The sequence below is a fragment of the Acinetobacter sp. CY73 genome (assembly GCF_059515865.1).
The window spans coordinates 14,803-41,017 of the sequence record NZ_JCAKMZ010000031.1 but is presented as its reverse complement, the minus strand read 5'-3'; the positions used below and the strand labels follow the sequence as shown (position 1 = coordinate 41,017).

The window sequence follows — 26,215 nt, the reverse complement described above, 5'->3', positions numbered from 1 at the left end:
GAGCTAATTGATGCCTATTGATCAGATGAATCATCCGTTGGTAACAGGGTAAGCTTTTAAATAAATGATTTTTATCCTGTTTCAACCATGTGAAAAAGGCTTTGAAATTAGTGAAATGAGAACATTTGTACCAAATAGCGATAAAACAGATTTCTGAAATGGTTAAATGAGCAGTTCTGATTCTTAAGGAACGATTACTTTGCTTAAGAAAATTTCAATAGGTTGCTTCAAATTTGAGAAAGAAATCATCAATTAAGCAGAATAATTCGGTACTATTAAACATTAGGACTAGAGTTGTGAGTTTTGTGTGGTAACTCAACTGATGGCTCTAGTCCTCTTATTTTTCAAGTCAATTTCTTATCCGCGATTCGGGTTAATTAACATCAAAATATGTTTTTAAATCATTTATTTTAAGTAGCTCATCTAAATCATATTCGATACAAAAACCGTTATGAGAATTAGCATAATAGGCCCAAAGCAATTCATCTATTGGTGTTTTACTTAAAGAATAAATACCTATATTTTCACATTCTTCGTAGAATATTTTAAATTGTTTTCTAAAATATGGATGTAAAGAATTTCCTTTATCTGACACAATTTCATCAACAAATACCCCTTCACAAGGATCATTCAACTTATTACGATTTGGTGCAAATAATTTCATCGATGCTAGAGTTTCCAAATCCCTCTTAGAACCATACCTATACTTATATACTTTCATTATTCACCAATAAAAAACCCATAGCTAACTATGGGTTTTACATGAGTTATTAGAACTTAGCAATTAAGCTTTCAGCCATTTCTCAGCCTTAGCTTGATCTTCAACTTTGAGTTCAACTTCAGTTAATGAACTACCTGAAGCGTTCACATCAAATTGCATAAACTCATCACGGCGGAAAGCATACACGGTATACGTTCCATCTTGCTTGGCGTATTGCTCAACAAGTTTCGTTGTCGCTTTTAAACCATCAATCGCCACAATCACATCATTGGCAGAAAGTCCTGCAAGTACCGCAGCACCATCACGGCGTGCAGATTGAATCAACACCCCTTCAGGCTTATCGACTAACTTCAAACCAAACGGAAGCGATTTTTCATTATTTAAGCTGTAGCTTAAACCAAACTCTGGGAACAACTGATCTAGTGGCAATTCATCTGTGGTATTGATCAAATGATTAATTTGCTCAGACCAATCATCACCTGTCAGTTCATTACACAACTCATAAATCGTACGTTCATTCACCTGAATGCCATTTTGTGCATTTTCATACAACTTACGCATCAATGCATCCAGGCTTGAACCACGTAAACGTAATCCTAAGTCTAAGCAAAGCGCCACTAAACAGCCTTTGTTGTAGTAGCTTGTACCAGCATTATTTGAGTTTTCATCCTGACGATAAAACTTCACCCACGCATCGAAACTCGACTCAGCGACAGTCTGAATTGCACGACCTGGGTTTTGTAAGTAACGATCAATTTGCGATTTTAATAGTTTGATATATGACTCTTGATTGATCACACCACTACGAAGCAAAATCAAATCATCGTAATAAGACGTGAATCCTTCAAAAATCCAAAGCAAAGAGGTATAGCCTTCTTTGTTTAAATCATAGTTCACAAAGTTTTCAGGACGAATGAATTTGACCAACCATGAATGAAAATATTCGTGGCTACACAAACCTAAAAAGCATTGGTAATCTTTCGATGGTTCAACAGGTTCATTGGCTTTAGGTAAATCATCACGCGGAGAAATCAAACTGGTGCTGTTTGGATGTTCCAAACCACCGTAACTATTTCCTGTTGCCATGGTCATAAACGTATAGTGTTCAAATGGCGCTGAACCAAACATTGAAATTTCTGTCGCACAGATTTTTTCAATATCTTGTTTCATGCGTTGTTCATTCATGGCATGTTTGCCTGAAACCACAAACTCATGCGGAATGCCATTGGCCTCAAAACTAAAACGTGTTTGATCTGCCAATTCAAAAGGCGAGTCGATCAGTTCAGCATAATTTTTTGCTTTGAGTGTGTAACGACCTTTGACTAAGCTTTTAGAAGGAAGTCCTGTCGCCAGTTGAAAGTGCTTTAATTCAGGAGGTAAAAATAATTCCACCTCAACTGCCTTATCTTCCTGACCATCTAAACCTAAACATGCACACGCAGGATTGACATATAAACGCGTTTGATCGACATACGCCCCACGTACAGACAGATCATACGCATAGACATCATATTCAACAGTGATCAGCTCAAAGTCGGTATTGAACAACTGCCATTTATTTTTTTCATTCTTACGAATTTGCAATAAACGACCATCTTCATCATAAGCACGCACGCCTTCGATGTGCTTAGAAAATTCACGTATAAGATAGCTACCCGGAATCCAAGTCGGTAAGGACAACACTTGAGTCGGTTCTGCGACAAAACGTACAGTCACGTGGATGAGATGCTGACGATAATCGTCAAATTCGATCTGATAATGCAACATAATAAGTCTTTAAAATACTAAAGCGAAAATTTGCATCTAGATTATCATTTTTTTTACAAGACTTGCTCAGTTCGTTGTATTTGTCTACAAAACTGACTAGCGAAGCCAAAAAAAAAGGCATAGCATGCGGGGTGCTTGATATCTCACTGCCACTGGATCGGCTTTAAAAGGTAATACCGTTGAAAATCATCATCTCACTCTGCGTTCTCATCAGTTTTTTCTGCACAACATTGTTACATGCAAGCTTACTCAAAATCGATCCACTGAGCGTTGAAGCTGAAGCATGGACGATACTTGATCCGCAATCGGGTCAAATCATTGCTGAACATAATAGTCATGTACAACGTGCTCCCGCTTCACTGACCAAAATGATGGTGGCCTATATCGCATTGAAAGATATACAAGCAGGCAAGTTAAATAAGAATGAGATTTTAACAGCGACCCCTGTGGTGAATATCGTGCAGTGGGATGAATCCCAAATGTACTTAAAGCCCAATGAGCTAATCACGGTAGATCAATTGTTGGCAGGGTTAATCGTGATGTCTGCAAATGATGCGGCCGTGACTTTGGCTGAACGCATTTCAGGCGATATTCCGAAGTTTCTTACACGTATGAACCAAGAAGCCAAAGCATTGGGCATGAAAGACACGCATTTTTCTAATACTGCAGGTATTACGATGGATGATCATTATTCAACAGCGCATGATATGGCTCTATTGGGTCAGGCACTTTCCGTTGAAACCCCTGATTATCTTTATTATTCAAAACAACCCAGTTTTACCTATAACCACCATTTTCACCGTGCAACCAATATTTTATTACAGCAAGACAATAGCGTAGATGGTTTGAAAACAGGCTTTACCAAAGCTGCAGGTTATAATCTTGCACTCACGGCGAATCGCGTGACCACCCATTTTGATGCACCCCATCGTCGTTTGATCGTGGTGGTTTTAGGCGCAAAGAATGCGTTTAAGCGTGCTGAAGTTGCTCATAAATTAATGAACCTTGCTTATACCTACAGTCGTAATGAAGTGATCATCAAAGACAAACAACTGATTGCTGAACTTCCTGTGATTCAATCGACTTTGAAAATGTTTAAAGTTGAATCTAAACAACCTAAGCTGGCGACCACTGCGCTGTTCAATCCAGACGTGATGATTGATTTAACTCAATTTGATAATGTGAATTATCGACTGATGCAACCTGATCAATTTGGGGTACTCAGTGCTGTTGAACCGCTAACTCAAACTAAAACCCATTTGAATGTAGAGCTCGTAACTTCGTCATTGACTGCGCCATTAGCAAAAATGGTTCAACTGGCTCAAGTCAACGTTTATCAAGACCATAAACTGATTAAAAGCATCATGATTGAAGATGAAGTTCAGCTTGAGGAAGCCTCTTGGTTTGAAAAAACAATCATTTGGTTTAAATCATTATTTTCAATGGGTGCTGAAAGTCAGGCTAAAATCCATTTATTGAACTAAAAGCAAACTCACCACAGTACATCCCTCTGCTTATAGGAAAGGAAATGAGATTTGTTAAAGAGAAGGAAAAGAGAATCGTACTTTTATTCTGTTTATAATACTGGGGTCGAAATTCAATCCATTAGTTCCTAAAGTACTCAAAATAATAGAGTAATCATTCAATCCCGATCAAATTGATCAACTTTTTATTGTAAATCTGTAACATGTTGAACAATTAAGTCTGATTTAGATAAAAGAGATGGCATATTAATACCATCTCTTTTTTTATGCTTTTAAATCAAATAATAATAGGTCAATTATGTCAAAAGAAAATCATTCAAAACTCCATCATGTCGTCATTGTAGGTGGTGGTGCAGGCGGTCTCGAACTTGCCACTCAACTCGGTGACACGCTCGGCAAATCTCAAAAAGCAAAAATCACCTTAGTCGATCAAAAGCTGACGCATATCTGGAAACCGCTCTTGCATGAAATTGCTGCAGGCACCATGAATACGCATGATGAAGGAACCCATTATTTTGCGCATTCAGTCAAGCATCATTATGAGTTCGTATTAGGTCGTTTAGAAAATGTTGACCGTGATCAAAAACAGATTATTTTAGCGAAATCTCAAGCATCCAAATATGAACAAAGTAATGAAACCTTGGCGCTCAGTTATGACACATTGATTTTGGCAGTCGGTTCAGTCTCAAATGATTTTAATACCACAGGCGTGAAAGATTTTTGTCACTACCTCGACACGCCGACTCAAGCTGAGATTTTTCAGCAAGATTTACTACATCTGTATTTGGATGCACAGAATCAAAACACAGATCGTGAATTACATATTGGAATTATTGGTGCAGGCGCAACGGGTGTTGAACTAGCAGCAGAACTGGTTCATGCCAAACAAAATTTTTATAAGTATGGTTTAAACAAAATTAACCCTCAAAAAGTGGTGATTAGCCTGATTGAAGGTGCAGATCGAATCTTACCGGCTTTGTCCAAAAAAATAGCAGAGCATAGCCTTAAACAACTCGAACTGATGAAAGTGAATGTTCTCACTGCGAAACGTGTTGAGAAAGTCGATGCTCAAAATATTTACTTTAATGATGGCACCAGCATTCCCGCTGAACTTAAAGTATGGGCAGCAGGGATCAAAACACCTAAAGTGATTCAAGAGCTGGAAGGTTTCACCAAAGATCGTATGGGACGCATAGAGGTTTTTGCGACACTGCAAACCAAAGCTGACCCGAATATCTTTGCTCTAGGTGACTGTGCGCATTGTATACTCGATGCTCGTGATCAACCGCTGGGTCCTCGTGCACAAGTAGCCAGCCAGCAGGCAACTTTTATGGTGGAGGCGATCAAAGCACGTATTAAAGGTAAACCGCAGCCGATGTTTAATTTCTCAGACAAAGGCTCATTGGTTTCTTTAAGTGAAAATAAAGCAGTCGGTGAACTCCTTGGACAGGTCAATGTACAAGGTTTTGTGGCGAAATCGATGTATGTATCACTCTATCGTCTACATCAAGCCACGATTTATGGGTATGCGCATGCAGGATTGTTAACAGCAAAGGATTTTGTCGCACGCAAAATCGCACCCAAAATTAAATTGCATTGAAATCCAAAAATATGCCCCAATCAATGAAAAAACGATCATAAAACATGGCAAAACCATGGAAATTGCATTTTTTTAGCAAATTTAGTCTACAAAAACTGTATTTCACTTTATGATGTACCCTTAAAATATTGTATGGATCATTAACATGACTGTTATTGCAAATGACCTTGTGGTTTCTTTTAACTATAAATTGACGAATGCTGAAGGCGAGACTCTCGACCAATCTCAAGCAGAACCACTTGCATATTTGCACGGTGCTGGAAACATTATTCCTGGTCTTGAAAAAGCATTAGAAGGTAAAGCAGTTGGCGATAAATTCACTGTAGAAGTTCCTGCAGCTGAAGGTTATGGCGAATACAATGCTGATTTAGTTCAAGAAGTTCCAGCAAAAATGTTCCAAGGCGTTGAAAACATCGAAGCGGGTATGCAATTCCAAGCTCAAACTGATGATGGCGTTCAAATCGTAACTGTTAAATCTGTTGAAGGCGAAAACGTAATCGTTGATGCTAACTTCCCATTGGCTGGTCAAGACTTAACGTTTGATGTTGAAATCGTATCAATTCGCGAAGCTTCTCAAGAAGAATTAGATCACGGTCACGTACACGGTGCAGGTGGTCACCACCACTAAGATCATTTGATCTTTAAGGTAAAAGGCAAAGTATTTACTTTGCCTTTTTTGTTGCTTCGTTTTTAACTCAACCCGTGACTCTATTCTTTCGGCGAATTTATCTTCGAATAGATAAAATCTTTACATTGCATAAACGGTGACTGAATTTAATCTTTATATAATCAAGAAAAGTTCAAAGATTGAAGTTAGACATGCATTTGATTTGGTTTAGACAAGACTTACGTGTTCATGATCAGACGGCTTTGTGGCATGCCTCACAAGCAGGAACAACCATTGCCATTGTTTATCTGACACCTGATCAATGGAAGCTACACGATGATGCCCCAATCAAAATCGATTTTTACCTTAAACAACTCCAACAACTAAAAATCAGCCTTGAACACTACAACATTCCACTATTGGTGAAATCTATTCCGCTTTGGAAAGATATCCCCGCTCACCTTTCAGCATTATGTCAGCAACTAAACATTCAATCTGTCCATGCCAATCAAGAAGCGGGCTTCAATGAAATACAGCGTGATTTAGCTGTTGAGCAATCACTTCAGCACATCAAGGTTGGCTTCGAGCGCTATGATGATCGCACCTTGTTTCCACTTGGATCGATTCGCAATAAATCGAATTTGCCGTATCAAGTTTTTGGTGCATTCAAAAAAAATTGCTATGAACAACTCAGCATCTCCCTACCGACTTGTTATGATTTGCCACAGATTCAAAATGAAACTCGTTTAGATGAAGTCTTAATAGAACCGATTCCTAGCATCCAACAGTTTTATCCTGAATTTAAAAAAAATGAGTATGAACTTGCGGTTGGTGAGCAACACGCTTTGGACGTTTTGAGTCAATTCATTGATGATCAAGTGGAATTCTATAAAGCCGAACGTGACTACCCTGCTCTCAATGGAACGAGTCAACTTTCGACTTATTTAAATGTTGGTGCGATTTCTATCCGCCAATGTCTTCAAGCACTCTTTAGCGCTCAACAAGGGTATTTAAATTTCGATTCCGAAGGTCAGCAAACGTGGCTAGATGAATTGCTTTGGCGTGAATTCTATCAACATATTTTGTATGATTTTCCCAGAGTATCAAAGCATTTACCATTTAGAGAAAATACGCAAAACATCCAATGGCGAGATGCCCCTGAAGACCTCGAAACTTGGCAACAAGGTTTGACTGGCGTGCCCATCGTGGATGCAGGGATCCGTCAAATGTTAGCAACAGGTTGGATGCACAATCGTGTTCGAATGATTGTTGCGATGTTCCTCAGTAAAAATTTGTTGATTGATTGGCGTCTAGGCGAACGATGGTTCATGCAACATCTCATCGATGGCGACTTAGCTGCCAATAATGGTGGATGGCAATGGTGTGCCTCTACAGGGACTGATTCAGTGCCTTATTTCAGAGTATTTAATCCGATCAGTCAGTCTCAGAAATTCGATGCTGAAGGTGAATATATTCGACGCTGGGTTCCTGAACTTTCACATTTAGATGCCAAAAGTATTCATGATCCTTATGCTAAAAATCCTAATTTAAAATTGGATTATCCAAGACCGATTGTTGATTTAAAGCAAAGTCGAATTCGTGCAATAGAAGCATTCAAAGGAATCTAAACTATTTTTAGATTGAATTTTAATTCTAAAAAATCAAAGGCTATTCTTCATGGGCATAGCCTTTTTTCAACTTGAAGCATAAATTTAGCGCTGTGATGAAAGTATTTTTCGTTTACGGCGAATAAAAGATATTTTTTCTAAATCAGTTAACTCATGGAATCAGCCAAATTACGTTTAGCTTGTTTTTCTAAGCGCTGATTAAAATAACTTGTTTGAAAAATGGGATTCATTTGCTCAAACTGCTGAAGAACTTGTTTTCTTTTCACTTGGTAAATATCAAAATCTACCCAAGCATATTCAAATTGAATTTGTTGTTCATACTCTGCAAATCGTTTTGCACTACTTCCCAATATTGCTAAATCAATATCCAATAAAGTATTCAGGTCATGATCATCCGAAGGGAAATGTTTTTGTGTCGAGATAATCCAGTCATAAACTTTTTCAATCTGCTCACCAGACAAAATATCTTGGCAAAATCGCTTCATTAACTCAGCACTTTGTAATTCATTATCTAATGCTTTAGGGTCATAAACAATATCGTGAAACCAAATTGCGACTTCTACTGCTATAGGGTCATTTACATCCGACTGAACATTTTTGAAATGATCTAAACACTCCACAATATGCTGAACGGTATGGTAGGCACGTTGCGGCTCTGTGTACGCTTTTATGAGCGTATTTAACAGAGATTGACTTAATCTCTGATCAAGAGAAAGGAGTAATGAAAAGCGTAACCAATGTGATATAAACCGATCCAAATCAATATGCATTGCTTACGCCTCTTCTATTCCATTAAATTTATAATAACGCTTAGATCATTAGGTCGATGATTAAGCCGCTTGTTCGTCGCGTTTAAAGACAAGCTCCCCCTTCAAAGAACTGTCTGCATCGAAATAATAGCCATCCGTGTTAAATGACTTTAAATCTTCAGCACGTTCAATTTTATTCTCAATAATATATCGAGCTATGAGACCACGTGCTTTCTTCGCATAAAAACTGATCACTTTATATTGACCATTCTTCTGATCGAGGAATACTGGTTTGATAATCTCAGCTTTAATCTTGCTTTCTTTCACCGACTTATAATATTCATCCGATGCAATATTGACCAACAACTCAGATTTTACTTCTGCAAGATCTTCATTAATTAAATCCGTGATGATATTGCCCCAAAACTCGTACAAGTTATGACCACGAGGATTGGCCAATTTCGTTCCCATTTCTAAACGGTAGGGCATCATGAGATCTAATGGGCGCAATAAGCCATATAAGCCCGATAGCATACGCAAGTGTTGCTGTGCATACTCAATCTCTTGATCTGCTAAAGCATAAGCATCTAAGCCTGTATACACATCCCCTTTAAATGCAAACAGGGCTTGTCGTGCATTTGCAAAGTTAAAGTCTTGATTCCAATCGTTAAAGCGAGCCACATTCAATGTTGCAATCTTTTCACTCACGCTCATTAATGATGCAATTTCAGTCGCTGAAAGCTTACGACTTACGTCTATAAGCTGTTGTGAATGGTCTAAGAGTCTTGGTAAAGTATGTGTATCAGTTGGAAGTGTAGATTCATAATCTAACGTCTTAGCAGGGGAAATTAAGGCGAGCATAGAAACCTGATCAAAAAACAATTAAACAAACTATAACAGTAGACTTATTTTATTTCCATTTGTGTTTTTTGCCACTATTGACTGTAAAATATCCGATTCCCCCTGCTATTTAATCGGTAAATTTATGTCTGAACAAATGTTCATTCAAGGGCCTGTTGGCAAAATTGAGGTTTTTGTTGACTATCCTCAGGGCGATGTGAAAGGATTTGCTGTCGTTTGTCACCCTCACCCACTCCAAGGTGGCACCCCACAACACAAAGTACCCACGCTGCTTGCTCAAATGTTCTTAGAGCGCGGTTATGTGGTATATCGTCCAAGTTTCCGTGGTTCTGGCCAAAGTGATGGCGTACACGATGAAGGCTTCGGCGAAACCGATGATATTTTAGAAGTCATTAAACAAGTGCGTCAAAAACACATTACTTTGCCATTCTATGTCGGTGGTTTTAGTTTTGGTGCACATGTCATGGCGAAAGCATATCATTCATTACCAGATGAAATTCAACCCGAGCAAGTGATTCTCTGTGGCTTACCGACTGCAACTGTTGCAGGGATTCGCCACTATGTAACACCTGCGATTAAAGGGGATATCCTGTTTATTCATGGTGAAGCAGATGAAGTTACCTTACTTTCTGACTTGATCGAATGGGCAAAACCACAACGTCATATTTTGACGGTTTTACCTGGGGCAAATCATTTCTTCACCGGTTATTTAAAACAGTTACGTATCGCGATTACCCGCTTTTTAACAGCGTAAATTTATATCAAAAATAGACCACCAAGCGGTGGTCTATTTCATTGTTGCTCGAGTTTAAATAACAAGATGTTTTACGAGGAATGGGTTGATTCATCCAAAGCGTTTAGCATCATTTCACTCAGCTTTAACTGACCATTTTGCTGATAAGCTGATGCAACATTTCGAACGTCTTGTTCACTTCGATTCTGACTGAGTTTGAATTTACCGATGAGATCTTTGATCTCAATTTGAACTCCAACGATTTGTTGCAACTGATCTTGGATATAATCCTGAGGTGCATCGCCCATCTTCCAAGGCTTATCTTGTTGAGCTTCATGACGTCTGGTGAGCTTAGCCAGAATGCCTCGAAGCGCTTTCTCATCTTCAATCAGACTGACCTGACCTTTGATGTGAATCACCGCATAATTCCATGTCGGCACTGTTCGATGATGTTTAAAATTCCCCTCATACCAATTGGGTGAGACATAAGCATCATTTATCGTAAATACCACCAGAGCTTGCTGTGATTGCTCTAAGCGTTGATATAAAGGATTTTTCTTCGCAATGTGTGCCAACAGAAGATGCTGATCTGCATCATATTCAAAAGGTAAATGATTGGCTTCTAGCTCACCATGAGCATGTACAATCAAACAGCCCAGTGCATGCTTTTGAATTAAATCGATGAGCACTTCTGCCCTTTTTTCTTCGAATTGTTCAGGTAAATACATTTTGTACTCTAATACACGGATGAAGAATGGGTCATTGACCTATCGTTATTTCCAAACTTGTGTTTTAAATTTGAATCACTTCCAATGAAATTCACTAAAACTTTGATCTTCTTTCAACGTGTTTTCAACCGCTTGGGCTAATTGCTTGATCACGCTTTGTGTCTCTATATTAGTGAACCAGTCTTGCGCTTCATCAGCATGTGCACTGATTTCACAGACCAACAATCCATTTTCATTTTTAACATCACAATTGACGCCAAGTCCAACTGGATGATCTTCGACTTGAACTGCCAATTGTTGTTGATCTTGTTGAGAAGAAACATCAAAACCATAACTCACCAATTCCTTGGTCAATAAATTTTTCACATAGCCTTGAGTTAATTGGCATGAATCACCTTGTGAATCGCCATGCTTTGCACAATCTGCAATAAATTGTAGTTTTCTCATTACTTCACCCAAAGGCATTTTTATTGTATGGTTTTAGCATAAGCAATAAATGCAAAACCGCCAAGCATTAAGCTTGGCGGTTTGAAAGAAATTTGCAGTATTTGGCGATTTAAGACAGCCTACTTCGACTAATGTCTTAGCCCCGTAACAGGTTTAAACCTTATGCAAGTTCTGAAACCTGAATAGAAAGTCCAGCTTGTTGCGTCAATTCAGTAAACGTCGGGAAACTCGTCGCTACCGTCTCTGTTCCCACAATTTTGATTTCACCCGAACTACGTAAACCCGCCATCGAGAAGCTCATTGCAATACGGTGATCATGATGAGATTCAATCTCACCACCTGTGAAGATTGCACCCCACTCACCAGATTGACCTTTACCCTCGATAATGATGCCATCTTCAGTTGGCGTGCAGTCGATGCCCATGGTTTTCAAACCATCAGCCATCACTTGAATACGATCAGACTCTTTCACACGAAGTTCGGCTGCACCCGTTAAAATCGTTTGACCTTCAGCACATGCCGCTGCGATAAATAATGATGGAAACTCATCAATCGCAAGTGGTACTTGATCTTCAGGCATATGAATGCCTTTTAATGTACGTGTCCCTTGAATGCGAATATCTGCAATCGGCTCGCCACCTGCAATACGCTCATTTTGAACCGTAATGTCAGCGCCCATTTGCTTCAAGATTTCAATCACACCTGTACGCGTTGGATTGATCCCAACCGCTTCAAGTGTCACATCTGAACCTTCAGTAATTGCAGCACCGACCATAAAGAATGCAGCAGATGAAATATCTGAAGGCACTTGAATTTCAGTGCCAACAAGCTTACCGCCACCTTGAAGTGAGATACGATTGCCTTCAGTTTTTACGTCATAACCAAACGCACGGAGCATACGCTCAGAGTGATCACGTGTTGGCTCTGGCTCAGTTACGACAGTTTCACCCTCAGCCCATAGACCCGCAAGCAAAATCCCTGATTTAACTTGTGCAGATGCCATCGGTAAGTCGTAATGAATACCTTTTAAAGCTTGATTACCTGTAATGGAAACAGGTGGTGTACCACGCTCACCCGTGGTTTGAATTTGCGCACCCATTTCACGTAAAGGTTTTGCAATACGCTCCATTGGACGTTTAGTGAGTGAAGCATCACCTGTCATTACTGAATCGAACTTTTGTGCAGACAGCATGCCTGAAAGCAGACGCATTGAAGTCCCAGAGTTACCCATATAGAGTTCACCCACGGGTGCTTTCAATCCATTCATACCGACACCATGAATGGTCACTTCGCCATTTTTAGGCCCTTCAATATTGACGCCCATGGCACGAAAAGCTTGAAGGGTTGCTAAAGCATCTTCACCTTCCAAGAAACCTGTGACATGCGTTGTACCTTCTGCAATCGCACCAAACATGATTGAACGATGTGACACAGATTTGTCACCTGGCACGGTAAACTTACCTTGGAAAGATTTAACACCGGGCTGAATGGTAAATTGTTGTGTCACTTTGTTTTTCTCCATTAACGGTTTCTTAGCAAGCATATGATTAAAATGTTGGCGCGCAGCTTGCGCATTTCCAAGCAATCCCATCAATGCATGAGAATCTTCATCTTGAATCAGCTGTTTTAAAGTTTGCAGTTGGGATTCAAAGCCATCGACAGCCTCTAAAATCGCTTTCTTATTGGCAAAGAAGATATCGTGCCACATTTGTGGATCACTGGCAGCAATACGGGAAAAATCTCGAAACCCACCCGCCGCATAGCGAAAGATATCCAAGTTATCCTGACGATTAGCCAACTGACCTACTAAATTAAATGCCATCAGATGTGGTAAATGACTGGTATGCGCAAGAACCTCATCGTGTTTCTCAACATCCATACAAATCACTTCAGCTTTAGCGGCTTGCCAAAGTTGAATGAGTTTTTGCACAGCCCAATCCGCACTACTTGGAATCGGCGTCAAGATCACTTTATGATTGACAAACAAGTCCACTTTACCGGCATGCACACCAGTATGTTCTGCACCTGCAATCGGATGACCGGGTACAAAACCAACAGGAATCTGATCACCAAAGACGGCTCTTGCTGCTTCAACCACATTAGCTTTGGTACTACCCACATCGGTAATAATGGCATGTTCAGACAAATACGGTTTAATGGTTTCAAGAATCTTTTGTGTTGCACGTACAGGAAGTGCCAACACAATCAAATCAGCATCTTGAACTGCATCAATCGGATTATTAAAACCTGCACTGATCAAACCCAAAGCCAATGCATCATCCAAGGTTTTTTGAGATCGCGTAGAAGCCACGACTGTTTCAGCAAGCTGACCTGCTTGGATCACTCGAGCTAGGCTTGAACCGATCAAACCCAAACCAATAAATGCAACTTTTTTAAATAACGGTTGAGACATGTGAACGCATCGAACCTTATAACACTGCAATTGGGTAAGAACCCAATACGCGAACTTCTTTAACCAATGGACGAATTTCTTCGATCGCAGCTTTTACATGCTCTTGTTCGATATGACCTTCAAGATCAATAAAGAACACATACGCCCATTTTTCAGGAAGTGCAGGACGTGTCTCAATGCTGGTTAAACTGATATTATGTTTTGCAAATGGCGCAAGAATTTCTAAAAGCGCCCCTGCACGGTCATGTGCCGACACCAATAATGATGTTTTATCATTACCAGACTGCGGTACTTTTTCACGACCAATCACCAAGAAACGTGTGGTATTTTCAGGATTATCTTCAATGTTGGTGTGTAGCGTTTCTAGGTTGTATAACTGTGCAGCTGTTTCAGATGCAATGGCTGCCGAATGCCATTCGTTCCGAATACGACGAGCCGCTTCTGCATTAGAACTTAGTGCAACACGCTCTACACCTGGATAATGTGCATCTAACCATTTGCGACATTGCGCTAAAGTTTGCTGATGAGCATAAATCTGTTTAATACTGTCTTTACGTGTATTTTCAGAAATTAAAAATTGATGATGAATACGTAATTCAACTTCACCAATCACATTCAAATGAGAGGCTTTGAAACAATCTAAGGTATGGTTTACCACGCCTTCAGAAGAGTTCTCAACAGGCACTAAACCATAATGTGCACCGCCCGCTTCAACTTCACGGAAGACTTCATCAATGGTTGGTAGCGGATGAATCACCGCATCTTGACCAAAATGCTTCAGCACTGCTGAATGCGTATAAGTTCCAACCGGCCCTAAAAACGCAATACTTTGCGGAGCTTCAAGTGCCAAACACGCTGACATAATTTCACGGAATAAACGAGCCATGGTCGTATCTGACAATGGACCTTGATTTCGTGCCATAACATTACGTAAAACTTGTGCCTCACGTTCAGGACGATAAAACAGTGGGTTTTCTTCAGAAGCAAATTTCGCTTTAGCAACCGCCTCAGCAAGTTTCGCACGTCGATTAATAAGTTCTTGAATTTGTTGATCTACTGAATCAATTCCATCACGAATCTGAGCTAAATCTAAAGAATCTACTGCATTTTGATCATCGTTGACCATTGTTATGTCGCCCTGCAAAAAACGTATGTGAACAGTATAACAATAGTTAGCTTTCAAATGTTAAGCAACAAGTCTTTGTCTCATTCAGATTTAAAAATATACAGTTGATTTATTCATCAATTTTATTCATAGGACTTATAAATTACTTTCCTAGATCGATTGAAAAATGTTGACCCAATTTCATTATTAATGATGTACACATACAGCTCAAAAACGTAATGACGGATGAAGTAGTCCAGCGACAAGCCATAGAGATGAAAAAATCCAGATGAGTAAAATATAAAAACGAATTTGTTCCGCATTCCAATCCCAAGTGATCCATCCTAAAGTTAAAGCAGACCTAAAGTTAAAGCAGATTTAATTCCCTCTAACCATTGTGCTCCGCCCCATGAAAGAATCCATTTATAAAATAAAGACTGCAAAGCATATTGGAGAATCCAAGCGGTTAAGCTCATATCAGAAAATCCTAAGATCATATGGGAGAATCAATTTAAGCTCACTCAAACTGAATAACGATGAACCATCAGAAAATGAGTTGAATGAGCTTAAAACTATTAACGCCCTAACATGCCACGCGCGACAATTTCTTTCATAATTTCATTGGTTCCGCCGTAGATCCTTTGAATACGTGCATCGACAAAGAAACGTGAAATTGGGTATTCGCTCATGTAGCCATAGCCACCAAAGAGCTGTAATAGATTATCGGCAATTTTCATTTGCATATCCGTACTAAAGCTTTTTAATGCAGCCGCAGTTTCAACATCGAGCTTACCTTCTTTATAAAGCGCTAAATTTTGATTATAAAAAGCTGCCGTCGCAAGCTCATCAATCTTGGCCTGCGCCAATACAAACCGTGAGTTTTGGAATTGACCAATCTTTTGACCAAATGCCTGACGTTCTTGCACATATTGAACAGTCACATCAATCGAACCACGAATCGCCCCTAAAGCTGTTGCTGCAATTGCGGTACGTTCACGTGGCAGTTCTTGCATGAGATAAGCAAAACCTTGCCCTGCTTGACCCAATAATTGATTGGCTGGCACTTTCACATTGTCAAAAAACAACTCTGAAGTATCTTGTGAATGTAAACCGATTTTTTCAAGATTGGTGCCTTTTTTGAAACCATCTAAATGCGTATCAACCAACATCAATGAAACACCTTTGGCACGGGCTTGTGGATCAGTCTTTACTGCCAACACCACCAAATCAGCATGCTGACCATTTGAAATAAATGTTTTAGAGCCATTCAGTACATAATGATCACCATTTAAAATTGCACTGGTACGCATGGCTTGTAAGTCTGATCCTGCGCCTGGCTCGGTCATCCCAATTGCACCCACGACTTCGCCTGATACCATTTTCGGCAACCAATATTGTTTTTGTTCTTCATTGGCAATATTTAAAATGTAAGGCGCAGCAATCTCAGAATGGCAAGAGATCCCTGTAGATAATGCGCTATAGCCTGCACGTGCAGACTCTTCAACCAACATTAAAGAATATTCAGTTGGCACTCCATATCCACCATATTCTTCTGGGACATCGACACATAAAAATCCATTTTCACCCAACAATGTCCAGACTGAACGAGGCATCAATCCTTCACGTTCCCACTGCTCATAATGGGGCGCAATATGTTCCGCCATAAAGCGTTTGAAATTGTCGCGAAAGAGTTCTAGATCTGCATCGTATGCCAGCATTGTTGGATTCCTTATCTTAGTTATTACATTTTTTGCTTGTTAAGTTTCTGGGTGATTACATGTGTTTTTGATTCTGTCCAACCGAATCCTAATCATTTTTTCCATAAAAGTCATGAACGCAAAGGTACAATTTCTTCCGACAAAATAGTCATAAAATACGTTATACCAAAGCGATTTATAAAGAGTCATTGACGATACGTTTAATTCAGTCGAGATATTTAATTCACAGCCCTATTCATGCTAATGTCTTGGTCTATCTTTGATTGAACATTCCAGCTTTATGAATACCAAAAGAAATCTCTATAAGGACTTTGAACATCCTTTTGCCCAATTTGTCCGTATTGTGGGTAAAGGTAAAAATGGTGCTCGTTCACTTACTTATGACGAAGCCTATCAAGCCTTTAGTATGATTTTGAAAGATGAAGTCCTGGATGTCCAACTCGGTGCATTTCTGATGTTGTTACGAGTCAAAGAGGAATCTGTAGATGAATTGACTGGTTTTGTGCGAGCTACCAAAGATCAACTCAACCTTAAAACCATTGAAGTGGATTTGGATTGGTCATCTTATGCAGGAAAGCGTAAGCACTATCCGTGGTATTTACTGGCCGCTCTCACTTTGGCTCAAAATGGTTGTCGAATCGTGATGCATGGTGCTGCGGGTCACACTTTGAATCGGGTCTATACCGAGCAAGTTTTAGAATATTTAGATTATCCAATTTGCCGTACCGATGATGAAGTTGAAGCCCAAGTCCAACAGCGTCATTTTGCTTATATTCCTTTAGAAGCATTTGCACCGATTTTGAGTGATTTAATCTCACTTCGAAATGTCATGGGTCTACGTTCACCCATTCATACACTCGCTCGCTTAATTAACCCATTTAATGCAAAAGCCACTTTACAGTCGATTTTCCATCCTGCTTATCGTAGTTCGCATCAACAAGCGGCCTTTCAATTGGGCTATAAAAATAGTGCGGTGATTAAAGGTGAAGGTGGAGAGTTTGAGCGCAACCCTGATGCCAAAACTTTAATTTGCGGAATTAAAGAAGGTGAACTTTATGAACATGAACTTCCTAAATTAACCCCTGATCGCAGTCCAATCGAAGAGGAACTCGATTTAGAAACATTCAAACAAATTTGGTTAGGTCAACAAAATCATGCATATGGAGAGCTCGCAGTAACTGAAACCATAGGCATTGCTTTATATACGATGGGTGAGGCAATCACGTATGAAGATGCGATGCTGAAAGCAAATCAACTTTGGCTAAATCGAAACAAATAAGCTCTCTGTTAATGTTAAGAAATCATTAACTCAATAATAAGCCCAGATTTAATCAATGCCTGAAATAAAAAAGACACCCTTGGGTGTCTTTTTTAGTTCAATCGATGTTTGGTGTGAAAAATTAAACAAACTTGATCGGTTGAAATTCAGGTTCTGGTACATGTGAATCGCACTCATCCCCTTCTTCTTTATGCCCTTTGTCGATATAACCAGAACGCTCATTTTCAGGTAAATTCTGTGCTTCCCATGCAATCACGGCTTGCATAGAAGTCTGACGTTGCTCTTTCGTTAAAACAACACCATTGGGCCATTTTCCAATTTCGACAGCTGTTCTTAAACGCGCAACGATATCTGCGTCCAATACAGCGAGCATTTGTTCAATATTCATGGTCAATCCTGTTGCTGAAATGATTCAAAATCTTGATTCCATCCTAATTTAGTACGACATGCCATATAAAAGTCATACCCCGGCGGATGTAATAACGCCAGTTTAAACGGATGCTTACGAATATGTAAGCTATCTCCAACATTCAATGAAACACTATGCTGACCATCGGCACTGACCATCGGTAAAACACGGTTTTCACGAATTTGGATCTTTATTTCGCTTTGCCCACCCACCACAATTGGACGAGATGACAACGTATGTGGATGCATCGGTACAAGCGCAATTGCATCCATACTTGGATGCAAAATCGGGCCACCACCTGATAATGCATAAGCAGTTGAACCTGTTGGTGTCGAGACAATTAAACCATCACTGTGCTGACGATACACAAACTGACCATCAATATGCAGGTCAAAATCAATCATGTGAACCGATTTACCTGAGTGTAGCACCACATCGTTTAAGGCAATTGCATCGTAGATGATCTCGTTGTTTTTACGCACTTCCATTTCCAAAAGAAAGCGTCGATCTAACTGAAACTCGCCTTTAAGCACTTGATCCAATTTAAACAGCACTTCAGTCGGTTTGATATCGGTTAAAAAACCCAAGCGACCACGGTTTACACCGAGTACTGGCGTATTAAACTTGACCAATGCACGAGCAGCATGGAGTAGCGATCCATCACCACCCACCACGATGACCAAATCGACCACTTCACCTAATAAAGCCCGACTCACTGTCTGAGAATTTTCATAGGGAACAAGTTTAGCCGTTTCAGAATCGAAGACTGGATGTAAGCCTAAACTAACTAAATGATCATGAATCAAACATAAAGTATCCACCACAGATGACTTATCTGGGCGACCAATGAGTCCAATATTACGAAATGTCTTGGCTAAAAGATGCACGTATGCAAAAGCTCCGAAATGATTAAAAGTATAATAACACTATCATTGTGCGACTTACATATTTCAACTAAGTTTCAAATGTAGCTTATATGCATAAAAGACTGACAAAGTCATCCTTTATAATGAAAACATGCTTTAAGCCGATGATTAATTAAACAACTTATTTCATTAAATTCACAGATTCATTATTGCAAAAAAATGAAAACATTCGCATGATTGGTGAAAATATTCGGGTTATTTCTTTAATTTATGAAATATGAACGTGGAATTGGCTTTATTGCTTTAATTTTCTCTTTGCTCATCATTGCGGCATTTATTGTTTTTAGTATTTATCTGATTCGTCTCGATAATATCATTCGCGATAAATTTGAGGGTAATCGTTGGGATATTCCAGCAAAAGTGTATGCGCGACCCTTAGAAATTTATGCAAATGCACCAGTTGAGCAAGCAGATTTTCAAAAAGAGCTTGGCTTACTCGGATATAAAAATTCAGATAACTACACCAAATCTGGTCAATATCTGGTTCAAAATAATACCGTTTATGTACATACACGTGGTTTTGACTACGGCGATAGTGTTGATCCAGAACAAATTTTACAAGTCTCATTTACTGAAAATCAAGTTGCAGAAATTAAAGCGACTAAGCCCTCAACCACAGGGATTGCACGTTTAGAGCCGATGCTGATTGGCGGAATTTATCCTCAGCATAATGAAGACCGAGTGCTGATTAAACTCAATAAAGTACCGAAACCTTTAATTGAAGCTTTGATCGCCACTGAAGATCGCAATTTCTATCATCACCATGGCATCTCGATTCGTGGGACTGCACGTGCTTTAGTCAGTAATGTGACTGGCGGTCGTCGTCAAGGAGGTTCTACCCTCACCCAACAGTTGGTTAAAAACTTCTATTTGACCCCTGAACGTACGTTGAAACGTAAAGTCAATGAAGCGATGATGGCGGTTCTTCTTGATTTTCATTACAGCAAAGATGAGATTCTTGAGGCTTATTTAAATGAAGTGAATTTAGGGCAAAACGGTAGTTATTCAATCAATGGTTATGGTTTGGCATCGCAATTCTATTTTGGACTGCCTCTTCGTGAGTTGAGTATTGCTCAACAAGCATTTTTGGTCGGTTTAGTCCAAGGTCCAACACTCTATAATCCGTGGAAAAATCCTGAAGCAGCGATTAAACGTCGCAATATCGTATTAAAAAACATGGTGGTCATGGGTTATTTAACCCAAGAAAAATATGAAGTCGAATCAGCAAAAGCTTTGAATGTGATCGATAAGCCGAACGTAGGCCCGGCTCGCTTCCCTGACTTTATGGACATTGTCCGCCGTCAATTAAAAACGGAATATCAAGAAGGTGATTTAACCAATCAAGGTTTGAAAATTTTTACGACTTTAGATCCAATTGCACAGACCAAAGTTCAAACGACGTTTGCAGAATCAGTGGCTCGTTTAAGCAAAGCCAACCCAGCACGCCTTAAAAATTTACAAGGTGCAGTATTGGTTTCTCGTCCTGAAAATGGTGAGCTGATTGCCGCAGTAGGCTCAACAGGATCATTTACTGGCTTTAACCGTACATTGGATGCAAAACGCCAAGTCGGTTCTTTGCTTAAACCTGTGATTTATTTGAATGCATTAGAGTCTGGTCGATACACTTGGGCAAGTCGTGTTGAAGATAATCCGATTAGCATCCCCATTGAAGGCAATAAATCTTGGACACCCAAAAACTATAGCGGTAGTGGCAATGGTTACGTGCCGATGTTGCAAGCTTTAGCAAATTCGTACAACCTGTCTGCTGTTCGATTGGGTCAGGAATTTGGTTTATCGACCTTTAGTAATCAGCTGATCAAATTGGGCGTGAAATCCCAAGTTCCAAGTTATCCGTCTATCTTCCTTGGTGCTGTAAATATGTCACCGATGGAAGTAATGAGCATTTATGGCAACTTCGCAACAGGTGGTTTTAGTTATCCAACCAAATCGATTCGTACAGTCGTAGATTCAACAGGTCGTGTATTGGATCGTTATAACTTAAATGTTCAACAGACCATCGATCCATCGGCTGCCTATTTATTGAATTATGGCTTACAACGGGTGATGTCATCTGGTACAGGTAAATCGGCATATAACAGCTTACCAACAAGTTTAAATCTTGCAGGTAAATCGGGTACAACCAATGATACACGTGACTCATGGTTTGCAGGATATTCAGGCAATCATTTGGCTGTGGTGTGGCTTGGTTTAGATGATAATAAAGTGACAGGTTTAACAGGTTCGTCAGGTGCACTTCCTGTTTGGACCAATGTAATGAAACAATTACGTCAAAAACCCGTCAACTTACGACAGACCGATGATGTGCAATGGCATTGGGTTGATACCTCTACAGGTGAACTCTCCGCGCAAGGATGTGAAGGTGCATTGTATATTCCAATGTTACAACATACTGTGCCGAAACGTGCAACTGCATGTGGTTTGCCTCACTATCAAGTCGAACCGACATATACTCCAGACGGTGCTACAAGTTCTGAGCCTGTAACAGAAGATAGTATCGAAAACTATATCCGCGAAAGTGAAAGTAACATGGAACAAGAACTCTCTGAGTCGAATGGACGTGTGATTTCCAGTGGAAGCTTTCAACAATAATTTCGCATTAAGCTAGGTCTATATAGACTTCGCTTAAATGTAAAATTTAGTGAAAATTTTGCGCCTCAACCCTCATTTATATTATGGTTGAGGCGTTTTTATTTTCCTCATGATTTTTTTAGCTTGATACTAAAGAGTGCTCCATTATGTTACGTCAATTCAGTGTCATTACATTAACCGCAATACTCTTGGCTGCTTGTCAAATGGCACCGCCACATACTCAATCACCTGCAAAATCATCTGAAAAAACTCAAGAACAGCAAAAAAGTGTCACGACACCTGATGGCATTAAAATCACGCCGTATGACCGCCCAGAGATTCAACGTGAAAAAATTGTTATTCCTACACAACAGTCGCAACAGCGCTTTGATGATGGTCGTAATCTACCCGCCTATCAGCAATTGATTAAAAATACGCATCATGCATTTAAGCAAGCCAAATGGGATGAAGCTGAAAAAAATGCTTTAAATGCGCAACGACTAGCCCCACAAAGTTCTGAAGCTTTCATGTACTTAGCCATGATTGCCAATCATAAAAATCAGGCAAAAAATGCAGAGTCGCTTGCACGTCGTGGTTTGAGTTATGCGCAAACAGATGCAATGAAACGACAACTTTGGATGGTGATTTTAAAATCAGGCCAGCTACAAAAGAAGCCTCAACTGATCCAAGAAGCACAAAACAAGCTTCAATCTTATTAAGTTTGTTTTGCTTTAAGTGGAGCTGAATTTAACTTTTTTTAATTGAAGCTTATTGAACGTATTTTAATTTAATTGATTCAACTCAATTACCATTCGTTTGATTAGAATTGACTGATTCCTGCTACACCATATGCGCCATGCGCTTGGGCAATTGTAAGATCACAGGGACTCAATCCTCCTAAAGCAAACACAGGAATATTGACATTCTTCACGAATGTCTGAAATTGCTCCCACCCTAAAGGCTTTGTATCAGGATGAGTTGCTGTCTGAAGTACAGGGCTCAAAATAACCGCATCAAATCCAAGCTGTTCTGCTCGCTCTAGACTGAACACATCATGACAAGCCGCAATTGTTCTTATGCCGATAATGCGATCTGAATGACTCAAGTTCATCAATTGATCTTGTTTGTAGTGCACCGCTGAGATTTTTTTTTGAATAATTGGTGATAATTGTTTCCATAGATCAATATTCAAAATTAAATGATTTAATTTCTCAGCTGAGAGATTCTCGATTTCTAAAATAAGATCTGCTGAAGCTTCACCACTTTGTCGAAGATACATCAGTGAATCAGATGCCTGCGCATGTACATCTAAAAGTTGGTTGCTCACCTTAATCAAATGCAACCAATCCAATCTCTCAATAATCGCATCGTTGGCTTTCGGGAAATTCAACTGCCTCAACTGCGAACGCTCATACCATGTCCATGGTTTTTGAATCTGTTGAAGTTGCTCATCTTTTACACTTGCATGAAATAAATGTAGGTGTACATGAATATCTTCATATTCATGACATATGACATCAAAACTATGCCAATCTTGAATACGGATCCCGACTTCTTCAAATACCTCTCGAGTACAGGCTTGTTCAGGCGTTTCACCTGACTCAACCTTTCCCCCTGGGAATTCATGTTTATTTCCTTGATGTTGTTGAGCTTTTCGCCACCCAATCAACACTTTGGATTGGTGCAGAAGAATGCCTATAGCCACATTTACAATCGGTTTATTCATGATCAGACACTTCGAACGTTTAACGAATTGTAAGCAATTTTAGTTTTTTTATAAATAATAATAATTATCATTGACAGGTCTATTCGATAATGATTATCATTTAAACCGTTCCCCAATATACCACGGAGTCGACGGAATGAACGCACCATTTAGCTTATTTACCCGTAATACTGAATCTCACCAAGCATTACCCATGCTTCATTCCAACAACCTTTTTTCACTTGGACGTGAAATCAGAATCATGCATGCAGGCGAAGAGTACCGACTGCGTTTGACCCGCAATAACCGACTCATTCTAACCAAATAAAAATTAGAATAAGCACCATAATAATAATCGTGGAAATAAGCAGTATGAATCAGCGCATACTGCTTTTTAGTCATTGAACCTCACTTTTTATTCTTAATATCAATTCCCTGTTGGAATACATATTCCATTGATTTTCAAGCATTCAATCCATATTCAAATCTTAAAATTATCAAACAATAGAGTTAGAATTTTACGGCCAAACTATTTCAATTCATTCAAAACCTTTTGGTAGATGAACAATCACTTCTAGTCCACCTTGAGACGGATGATTAAACTCTATACTGCCCTGATGCAGTTCAATAATTTTTTTGCATATTGATAGCCCTAAACCTGAACCTTGAGTTTTCGTCCCTAGCTCACGGTAGAAGCGCTCCCCCATACGCGTGATGGTTTCTTCTGAAACGGGTTCACCATTATTTCGCACGATAACTTTGGCAGTTTCTTGATGTTGTTCTATACCAATATGGATCAAGCCATTTTCAGTGCTATAACGAATGGCATTGTCGATAATATTGCGTACACAACTGAAAATCAGCTCTGAATTGGCTCGAATAATCGTTGATGTAACATTCAAATCCACACGGATATTTTTTGCATTGGAAAAAGGTTCTAAGGCTTTCAATACATCAATGATGACTAGCTTCAGATCAACATGAGTACGCGGTAGAGAATCTTGTTGACTTGGATCTAAGCGAGCCAAAAGTAATAAATTTTCAAGAACACTCGTTCCACGACTTACATCCACTTGAATTTGATCTAAATCGTTGGAAATTCCTTCATTCTGATATTTACGCTTGAGGAGCTGTAAACGCATTTGAATGGCGGAGAGCGGAGAGCGCAGTTCATGCGAGGCATCTGAAGTGAAACGTTGCTCTGCTAGTAATGATAGATCTAAGCGCATCAGCATCTGATTGAGTTGCTTGACCATCGGTTGAAGCTCTTTAAATTCAGGTTGATCTTGAACAATAGGTGTTAAATCCTGCGCTGTTTTTTCTGAGATATCGCGAGATAATCGATGAATCGATTTGAATTGTTTTTTAACTGAAAAATATAAGATTAACCATTGTAACAACCACAAGATCAACAGAATGACCGCGAAACTTAAAACACTTTCCAGTACAGCATGAAACCGAACCTTAATCGGTTGATACATTTTCAAGGTTTGATCATCATTAGTCATGCTATAAACACGTACCAAAGCTCCATCAATCCAAGCTAATCCCAAATGGTCATGCTGAAAAAAGATGGGATAGCTTTGATTCCATTGAGGGTCGAACTCATTGGATTGGGTTAATAAATTTTGCTGATAAAACAGTTGATACTGTATTTCGAATTGCTCACTGAGTTCATCTACTTCAGATCCTGAACGACTGCTCAAATCAGCAACCAACAACATATCTGAAATCTCATCCATAATTTCATCTTGAATGGTCATGGTTTGGTAAATCGTAAGCGCAAAGAGCAAAGTCAATGCAATCAGCCCTGCAAGCACAGAACTCAAAACCGACGTTTTGACCAGTTTATGTTGTAGAGAAACTGCAGATCTTTTCGGCATTTCAGCACCTTTCGGCATCATCATCATGACCTATGAAAAAAAGACAAACTTAAAAAACTAACAAACTTGGAATTTAAAAGGTTTATAGATCAAAGCTCTAAACCATCATTGAATCCAATTTAGATTACAAAAGGACTTATTCTTGATTCATTTTATAACCTAGCCCACGTAATGTTTTGATCCGCTTAGCTCCAATTTTTTTACGTAATTGATAAATAAACACCTCAATCGCATTGCTTTCAATTTCATCGCCCCATGCATACAGTGATTCTTCAAGTTGTTCACGAGTCAGCACATACTCTGGTTTTTGCATGAGTTTATATAATATTTGAAACTCTTTTGCTGTGAGGTTGACAGCTTGACCATCCATCAACACAGTCTTTGCTTGAGTATCTAAAATTAAGTTCGCATAGTGAATCTGATGTGAAATCACAGATTGCTTCTGGCGTAGCTGACTGCGGACGCGAGCAGATAACTCTTCCAAGCTAAAGGGCTTGACCAAATAGTCATTTGCCCCTAAATCTAAGCCATCCACTCGATCGTTAATACTGTCGCGTGCGGTAATAAAAATCACGGGTGCATCTGATTGTTTGGCACGAAGCGCTTTTAAAATTTCATCGCCCGATGCTTTAGGTAAGCCACGATCAAGTAATAAGCAATCATATTGATGTTGCTCTAATGCGAGAATGGCGTGATCACCTCGCTCTACCCAGTCCACACTATAACCATCCATCTCTAGCCACGACTTAATACTTTCAGCTTGAGAAATATCATCTTCAGCCATTAAAATGCGCATGTTTCATGATCCAATATCGTTATGTTTTTTAGATGCGTTTAAGTCTTTAACATAGCATGTATCTCAG

The 26,215-nt window shown here is 39.4% G+C and carries 24 protein-coding genes and 1 pseudogene; 9 read left to right on the top strand and 16 right to left on the bottom strand.

The annotated features are described in order from the left end of the window. The 3 genes and pseudogenes from AC5YD2_RS13505 to AC5YD2_RS13495 form a co-directional block, all read right to left on the bottom strand. A pseudogene (locus tag AC5YD2_RS13505) lies at positions 1-283 on the bottom strand (IS982 family transposase); the annotation flags it as partial. Between the two features lie 90 nt (positions 284-373). Beyond that, positions 374-664 carry a DUF2971 domain-containing protein gene (locus AC5YD2_RS13500; RefSeq protein ID WP_496126839.1) on the bottom strand — a complete coding sequence of 97 codons (291 nt, stop codon included), beginning with the start codon at positions 662-664 and terminating at the stop codon, positions 374-376. Positions 665-784: 120 nt separating this feature from the next. Next, the gene (locus AC5YD2_RS13495) at positions 785-2,488 is read right to left on the bottom strand and encodes a M61 family metallopeptidase (protein ID WP_496126838.1); all 1,704 of its coding nucleotides are present in this window, start codon (positions 2,486-2,488) and stop codon (positions 785-787) included. A gap of 179 nt (positions 2,489-2,667) precedes the next feature. Between AC5YD2_RS13495 and AC5YD2_RS13490 the strand changes: the two genes are divergently transcribed. The 4 genes from AC5YD2_RS13490 to phrB all read left to right on the top strand — a co-directional run bounded on the left by AC5YD2_RS13490 (position 2,668) and on the right by phrB (position 7,807). After that, positions 2,668-3,972: a D-alanyl-D-alanine carboxypeptidase family protein gene (locus AC5YD2_RS13490; protein ID WP_496126837.1), complete on the top strand. Its 1,305-nt coding sequence runs from the start codon at positions 2,668-2,670 to the stop codon at positions 3,970-3,972. A gap of 298 nt (positions 3,973-4,270) precedes the next feature. Continuing rightward, positions 4,271-5,572: an NAD(P)/FAD-dependent oxidoreductase gene (locus AC5YD2_RS13485; RefSeq protein WP_496126836.1), complete on the top strand. Its 1,302-nt coding sequence runs from the start codon at positions 4,271-4,273 to the stop codon at positions 5,570-5,572. A gap of 145 nt (positions 5,573-5,717) precedes the next feature. Further along, positions 5,718-6,200, top strand: coding sequence for a peptidylprolyl isomerase (gene slyD, locus AC5YD2_RS13480; protein WP_496126835.1), 483 nt, complete (start codon positions 5,718-5,720; stop codon positions 6,198-6,200). Positions 6,201-6,391: 191 nt separating this feature from the next. Further along, entirely contained in the window at positions 6,392-7,807 is a 1,416-nt protein-coding gene (gene phrB / locus AC5YD2_RS13475; RefSeq protein ID WP_496126834.1) for a deoxyribodipyrimidine photo-lyase, read from the top strand. A gap of 146 nt (positions 7,808-7,953) precedes the next feature. Here the strand turns inward: phrB and AC5YD2_RS13470 are convergent, their stop codons facing one another. Further along, positions 7,954-8,577, bottom strand: coding sequence for an HD domain-containing protein (locus AC5YD2_RS13470; RefSeq protein ID WP_496126833.1), 624 nt, complete (start codon positions 8,575-8,577; stop codon positions 7,954-7,956). Between the two features lie 60 nt (positions 8,578-8,637). After that, entirely contained in the window at positions 8,638-9,417 is a 780-nt protein-coding gene (yaaA, locus tag AC5YD2_RS13465) for a peroxide stress protein YaaA (protein WP_496126832.1), read from the bottom strand. Between the two features lie 124 nt (positions 9,418-9,541). Between yaaA and AC5YD2_RS13460 the strand changes: the two genes are divergently transcribed. Further along, positions 9,542-10,171, top strand: a complete 630-nt coding sequence (locus tag AC5YD2_RS13460) for an alpha/beta hydrolase (protein WP_496126831.1) — start codon at positions 9,542-9,544, stop codon at positions 10,169-10,171. 71 nt (positions 10,172-10,242) lie between these two features. Here AC5YD2_RS13460 and AC5YD2_RS13455 read toward each other — a convergent pair whose 3' ends face one another. The 6 genes from AC5YD2_RS13455 to AC5YD2_RS13430 all read right to left on the bottom strand — a co-directional run bounded on the left by AC5YD2_RS13455 (position 10,243) and on the right by AC5YD2_RS13430 (position 16,561). Beyond that, complete coding sequence (locus AC5YD2_RS13455) at positions 10,243-10,878, bottom strand: FMN-binding negative transcriptional regulator (protein WP_496126830.1); 636 nt, start codon at positions 10,876-10,878, stop codon at positions 10,243-10,245. A gap of 75 nt (positions 10,879-10,953) precedes the next feature. Beyond that, positions 10,954-11,325, bottom strand: coding sequence for a hypothetical protein (locus AC5YD2_RS13450; protein ID WP_496126829.1), 372 nt, complete (start codon positions 11,323-11,325; stop codon positions 10,954-10,956). A 160-nt stretch (positions 11,326-11,485) separates the two neighbouring features. Continuing rightward, positions 11,486-13,738 (bottom strand): bifunctional prephenate dehydrogenase/3-phosphoshikimate 1-carboxyvinyltransferase, encoded by a 2,253-nt coding sequence (locus AC5YD2_RS13445; protein ID WP_496126828.1) that lies wholly within the window; start codon positions 13,736-13,738, stop codon positions 11,486-11,488. A 16-nt stretch (positions 13,739-13,754) separates the two neighbouring features. Continuing rightward, on the bottom strand, positions 13,755-14,864 hold the full coding sequence (pheA, locus tag AC5YD2_RS13440) for a prephenate dehydratase (RefSeq protein ID WP_496126827.1): 1,110 nt from the start codon (positions 14,862-14,864) through the stop codon (positions 13,755-13,757). A gap of 329 nt (positions 14,865-15,193) precedes the next feature. Continuing rightward, the gene (locus AC5YD2_RS13435; protein ID WP_496126826.1) at positions 15,194-15,319 is read right to left on the bottom strand and encodes a hypothetical protein; all 126 of its coding nucleotides are present in this window, start codon (positions 15,317-15,319) and stop codon (positions 15,194-15,196) included. Between the two features lie 99 nt (positions 15,320-15,418). Continuing rightward, positions 15,419-16,561 (bottom strand): acyl-CoA dehydrogenase family protein, encoded by a 1,143-nt coding sequence (locus tag AC5YD2_RS13430; RefSeq protein ID WP_496126825.1) that lies wholly within the window; start codon positions 16,559-16,561, stop codon positions 15,419-15,421. 280 nt (positions 16,562-16,841) lie between these two features. Here AC5YD2_RS13430 and AC5YD2_RS13425 point away from each other — a divergent pair, with 280 nt between their 5' ends. Further along, positions 16,842-17,840, top strand: a complete 999-nt coding sequence (locus AC5YD2_RS13425; protein ID WP_496126824.1) for a glycosyl transferase family protein — start codon at positions 16,842-16,844, stop codon at positions 17,838-17,840. 121 nt (positions 17,841-17,961) lie between these two features. Here the strand turns inward: AC5YD2_RS13425 and AC5YD2_RS13420 are convergent, their stop codons facing one another. Both AC5YD2_RS13420 and AC5YD2_RS13415 read right to left on the bottom strand, forming a co-directional pair. Continuing rightward, complete coding sequence (locus tag AC5YD2_RS13420; RefSeq protein ID WP_496126823.1) at positions 17,962-18,228, bottom strand: YeaC family protein; 267 nt, start codon at positions 18,226-18,228, stop codon at positions 17,962-17,964. Positions 18,229-18,230: 2 nt separating this feature from the next. Continuing rightward, positions 18,231-19,136: an NAD(+) kinase gene (locus AC5YD2_RS13415; protein WP_496126822.1), complete on the bottom strand. Its 906-nt coding sequence runs from the start codon at positions 19,134-19,136 to the stop codon at positions 18,231-18,233. A gap of 249 nt (positions 19,137-19,385) precedes the next feature. Between AC5YD2_RS13415 and mrcB the strand changes: the two genes are divergently transcribed. After that, positions 19,386-21,785, top strand: coding sequence for a penicillin-binding protein 1B (gene mrcB / locus AC5YD2_RS13410; RefSeq protein WP_496126821.1), 2,400 nt, complete (start codon positions 19,386-19,388; stop codon positions 21,783-21,785). A 146-nt stretch (positions 21,786-21,931) separates the two neighbouring features. Beyond that, the gene (locus tag AC5YD2_RS13405; RefSeq protein ID WP_496126820.1) at positions 21,932-22,483 is read left to right on the top strand and encodes a tetratricopeptide repeat protein; all 552 of its coding nucleotides are present in this window, start codon (positions 21,932-21,934) and stop codon (positions 22,481-22,483) included. Positions 22,484-22,584: 101 nt separating this feature from the next. Here the strand turns inward: AC5YD2_RS13405 and AC5YD2_RS13400 are convergent, their stop codons facing one another. Then, positions 22,585-23,490: an NUDIX domain-containing protein gene (locus AC5YD2_RS13400; protein ID WP_496126819.1), complete on the bottom strand. Its 906-nt coding sequence runs from the start codon at positions 23,488-23,490 to the stop codon at positions 22,585-22,587. Positions 23,491-23,626: 136 nt separating this feature from the next. Here AC5YD2_RS13400 and hemP point away from each other — a divergent pair, with 136 nt between their 5' ends. Next, positions 23,627-23,797, top strand: a complete 171-nt coding sequence (gene hemP / locus AC5YD2_RS13395) for a hemin uptake protein HemP (protein ID WP_496126818.1) — start codon at positions 23,627-23,629, stop codon at positions 23,795-23,797. A 211-nt stretch (positions 23,798-24,008) separates the two neighbouring features. On the opposite strand, the gene AC5YD2_RS13390 is transcribed toward hemP, so the two are convergent. Both AC5YD2_RS13390 and AC5YD2_RS13385 read right to left on the bottom strand, forming a co-directional pair. Continuing rightward, a complete protein-coding gene (locus tag AC5YD2_RS13390) occupies positions 24,009-25,352 on the bottom strand; it encodes a sensor histidine kinase (protein WP_496126817.1) in 1,344 nt (447 codons plus the stop codon). 136 nt (positions 25,353-25,488) lie between these two features. After that, the gene (locus tag AC5YD2_RS13385) at positions 25,489-26,148 is read right to left on the bottom strand and encodes a response regulator transcription factor (RefSeq protein ID WP_496126816.1); all 660 of its coding nucleotides are present in this window, start codon (positions 26,146-26,148) and stop codon (positions 25,489-25,491) included. Positions 26,149-26,215: the final 67 nt, after the last annotated feature.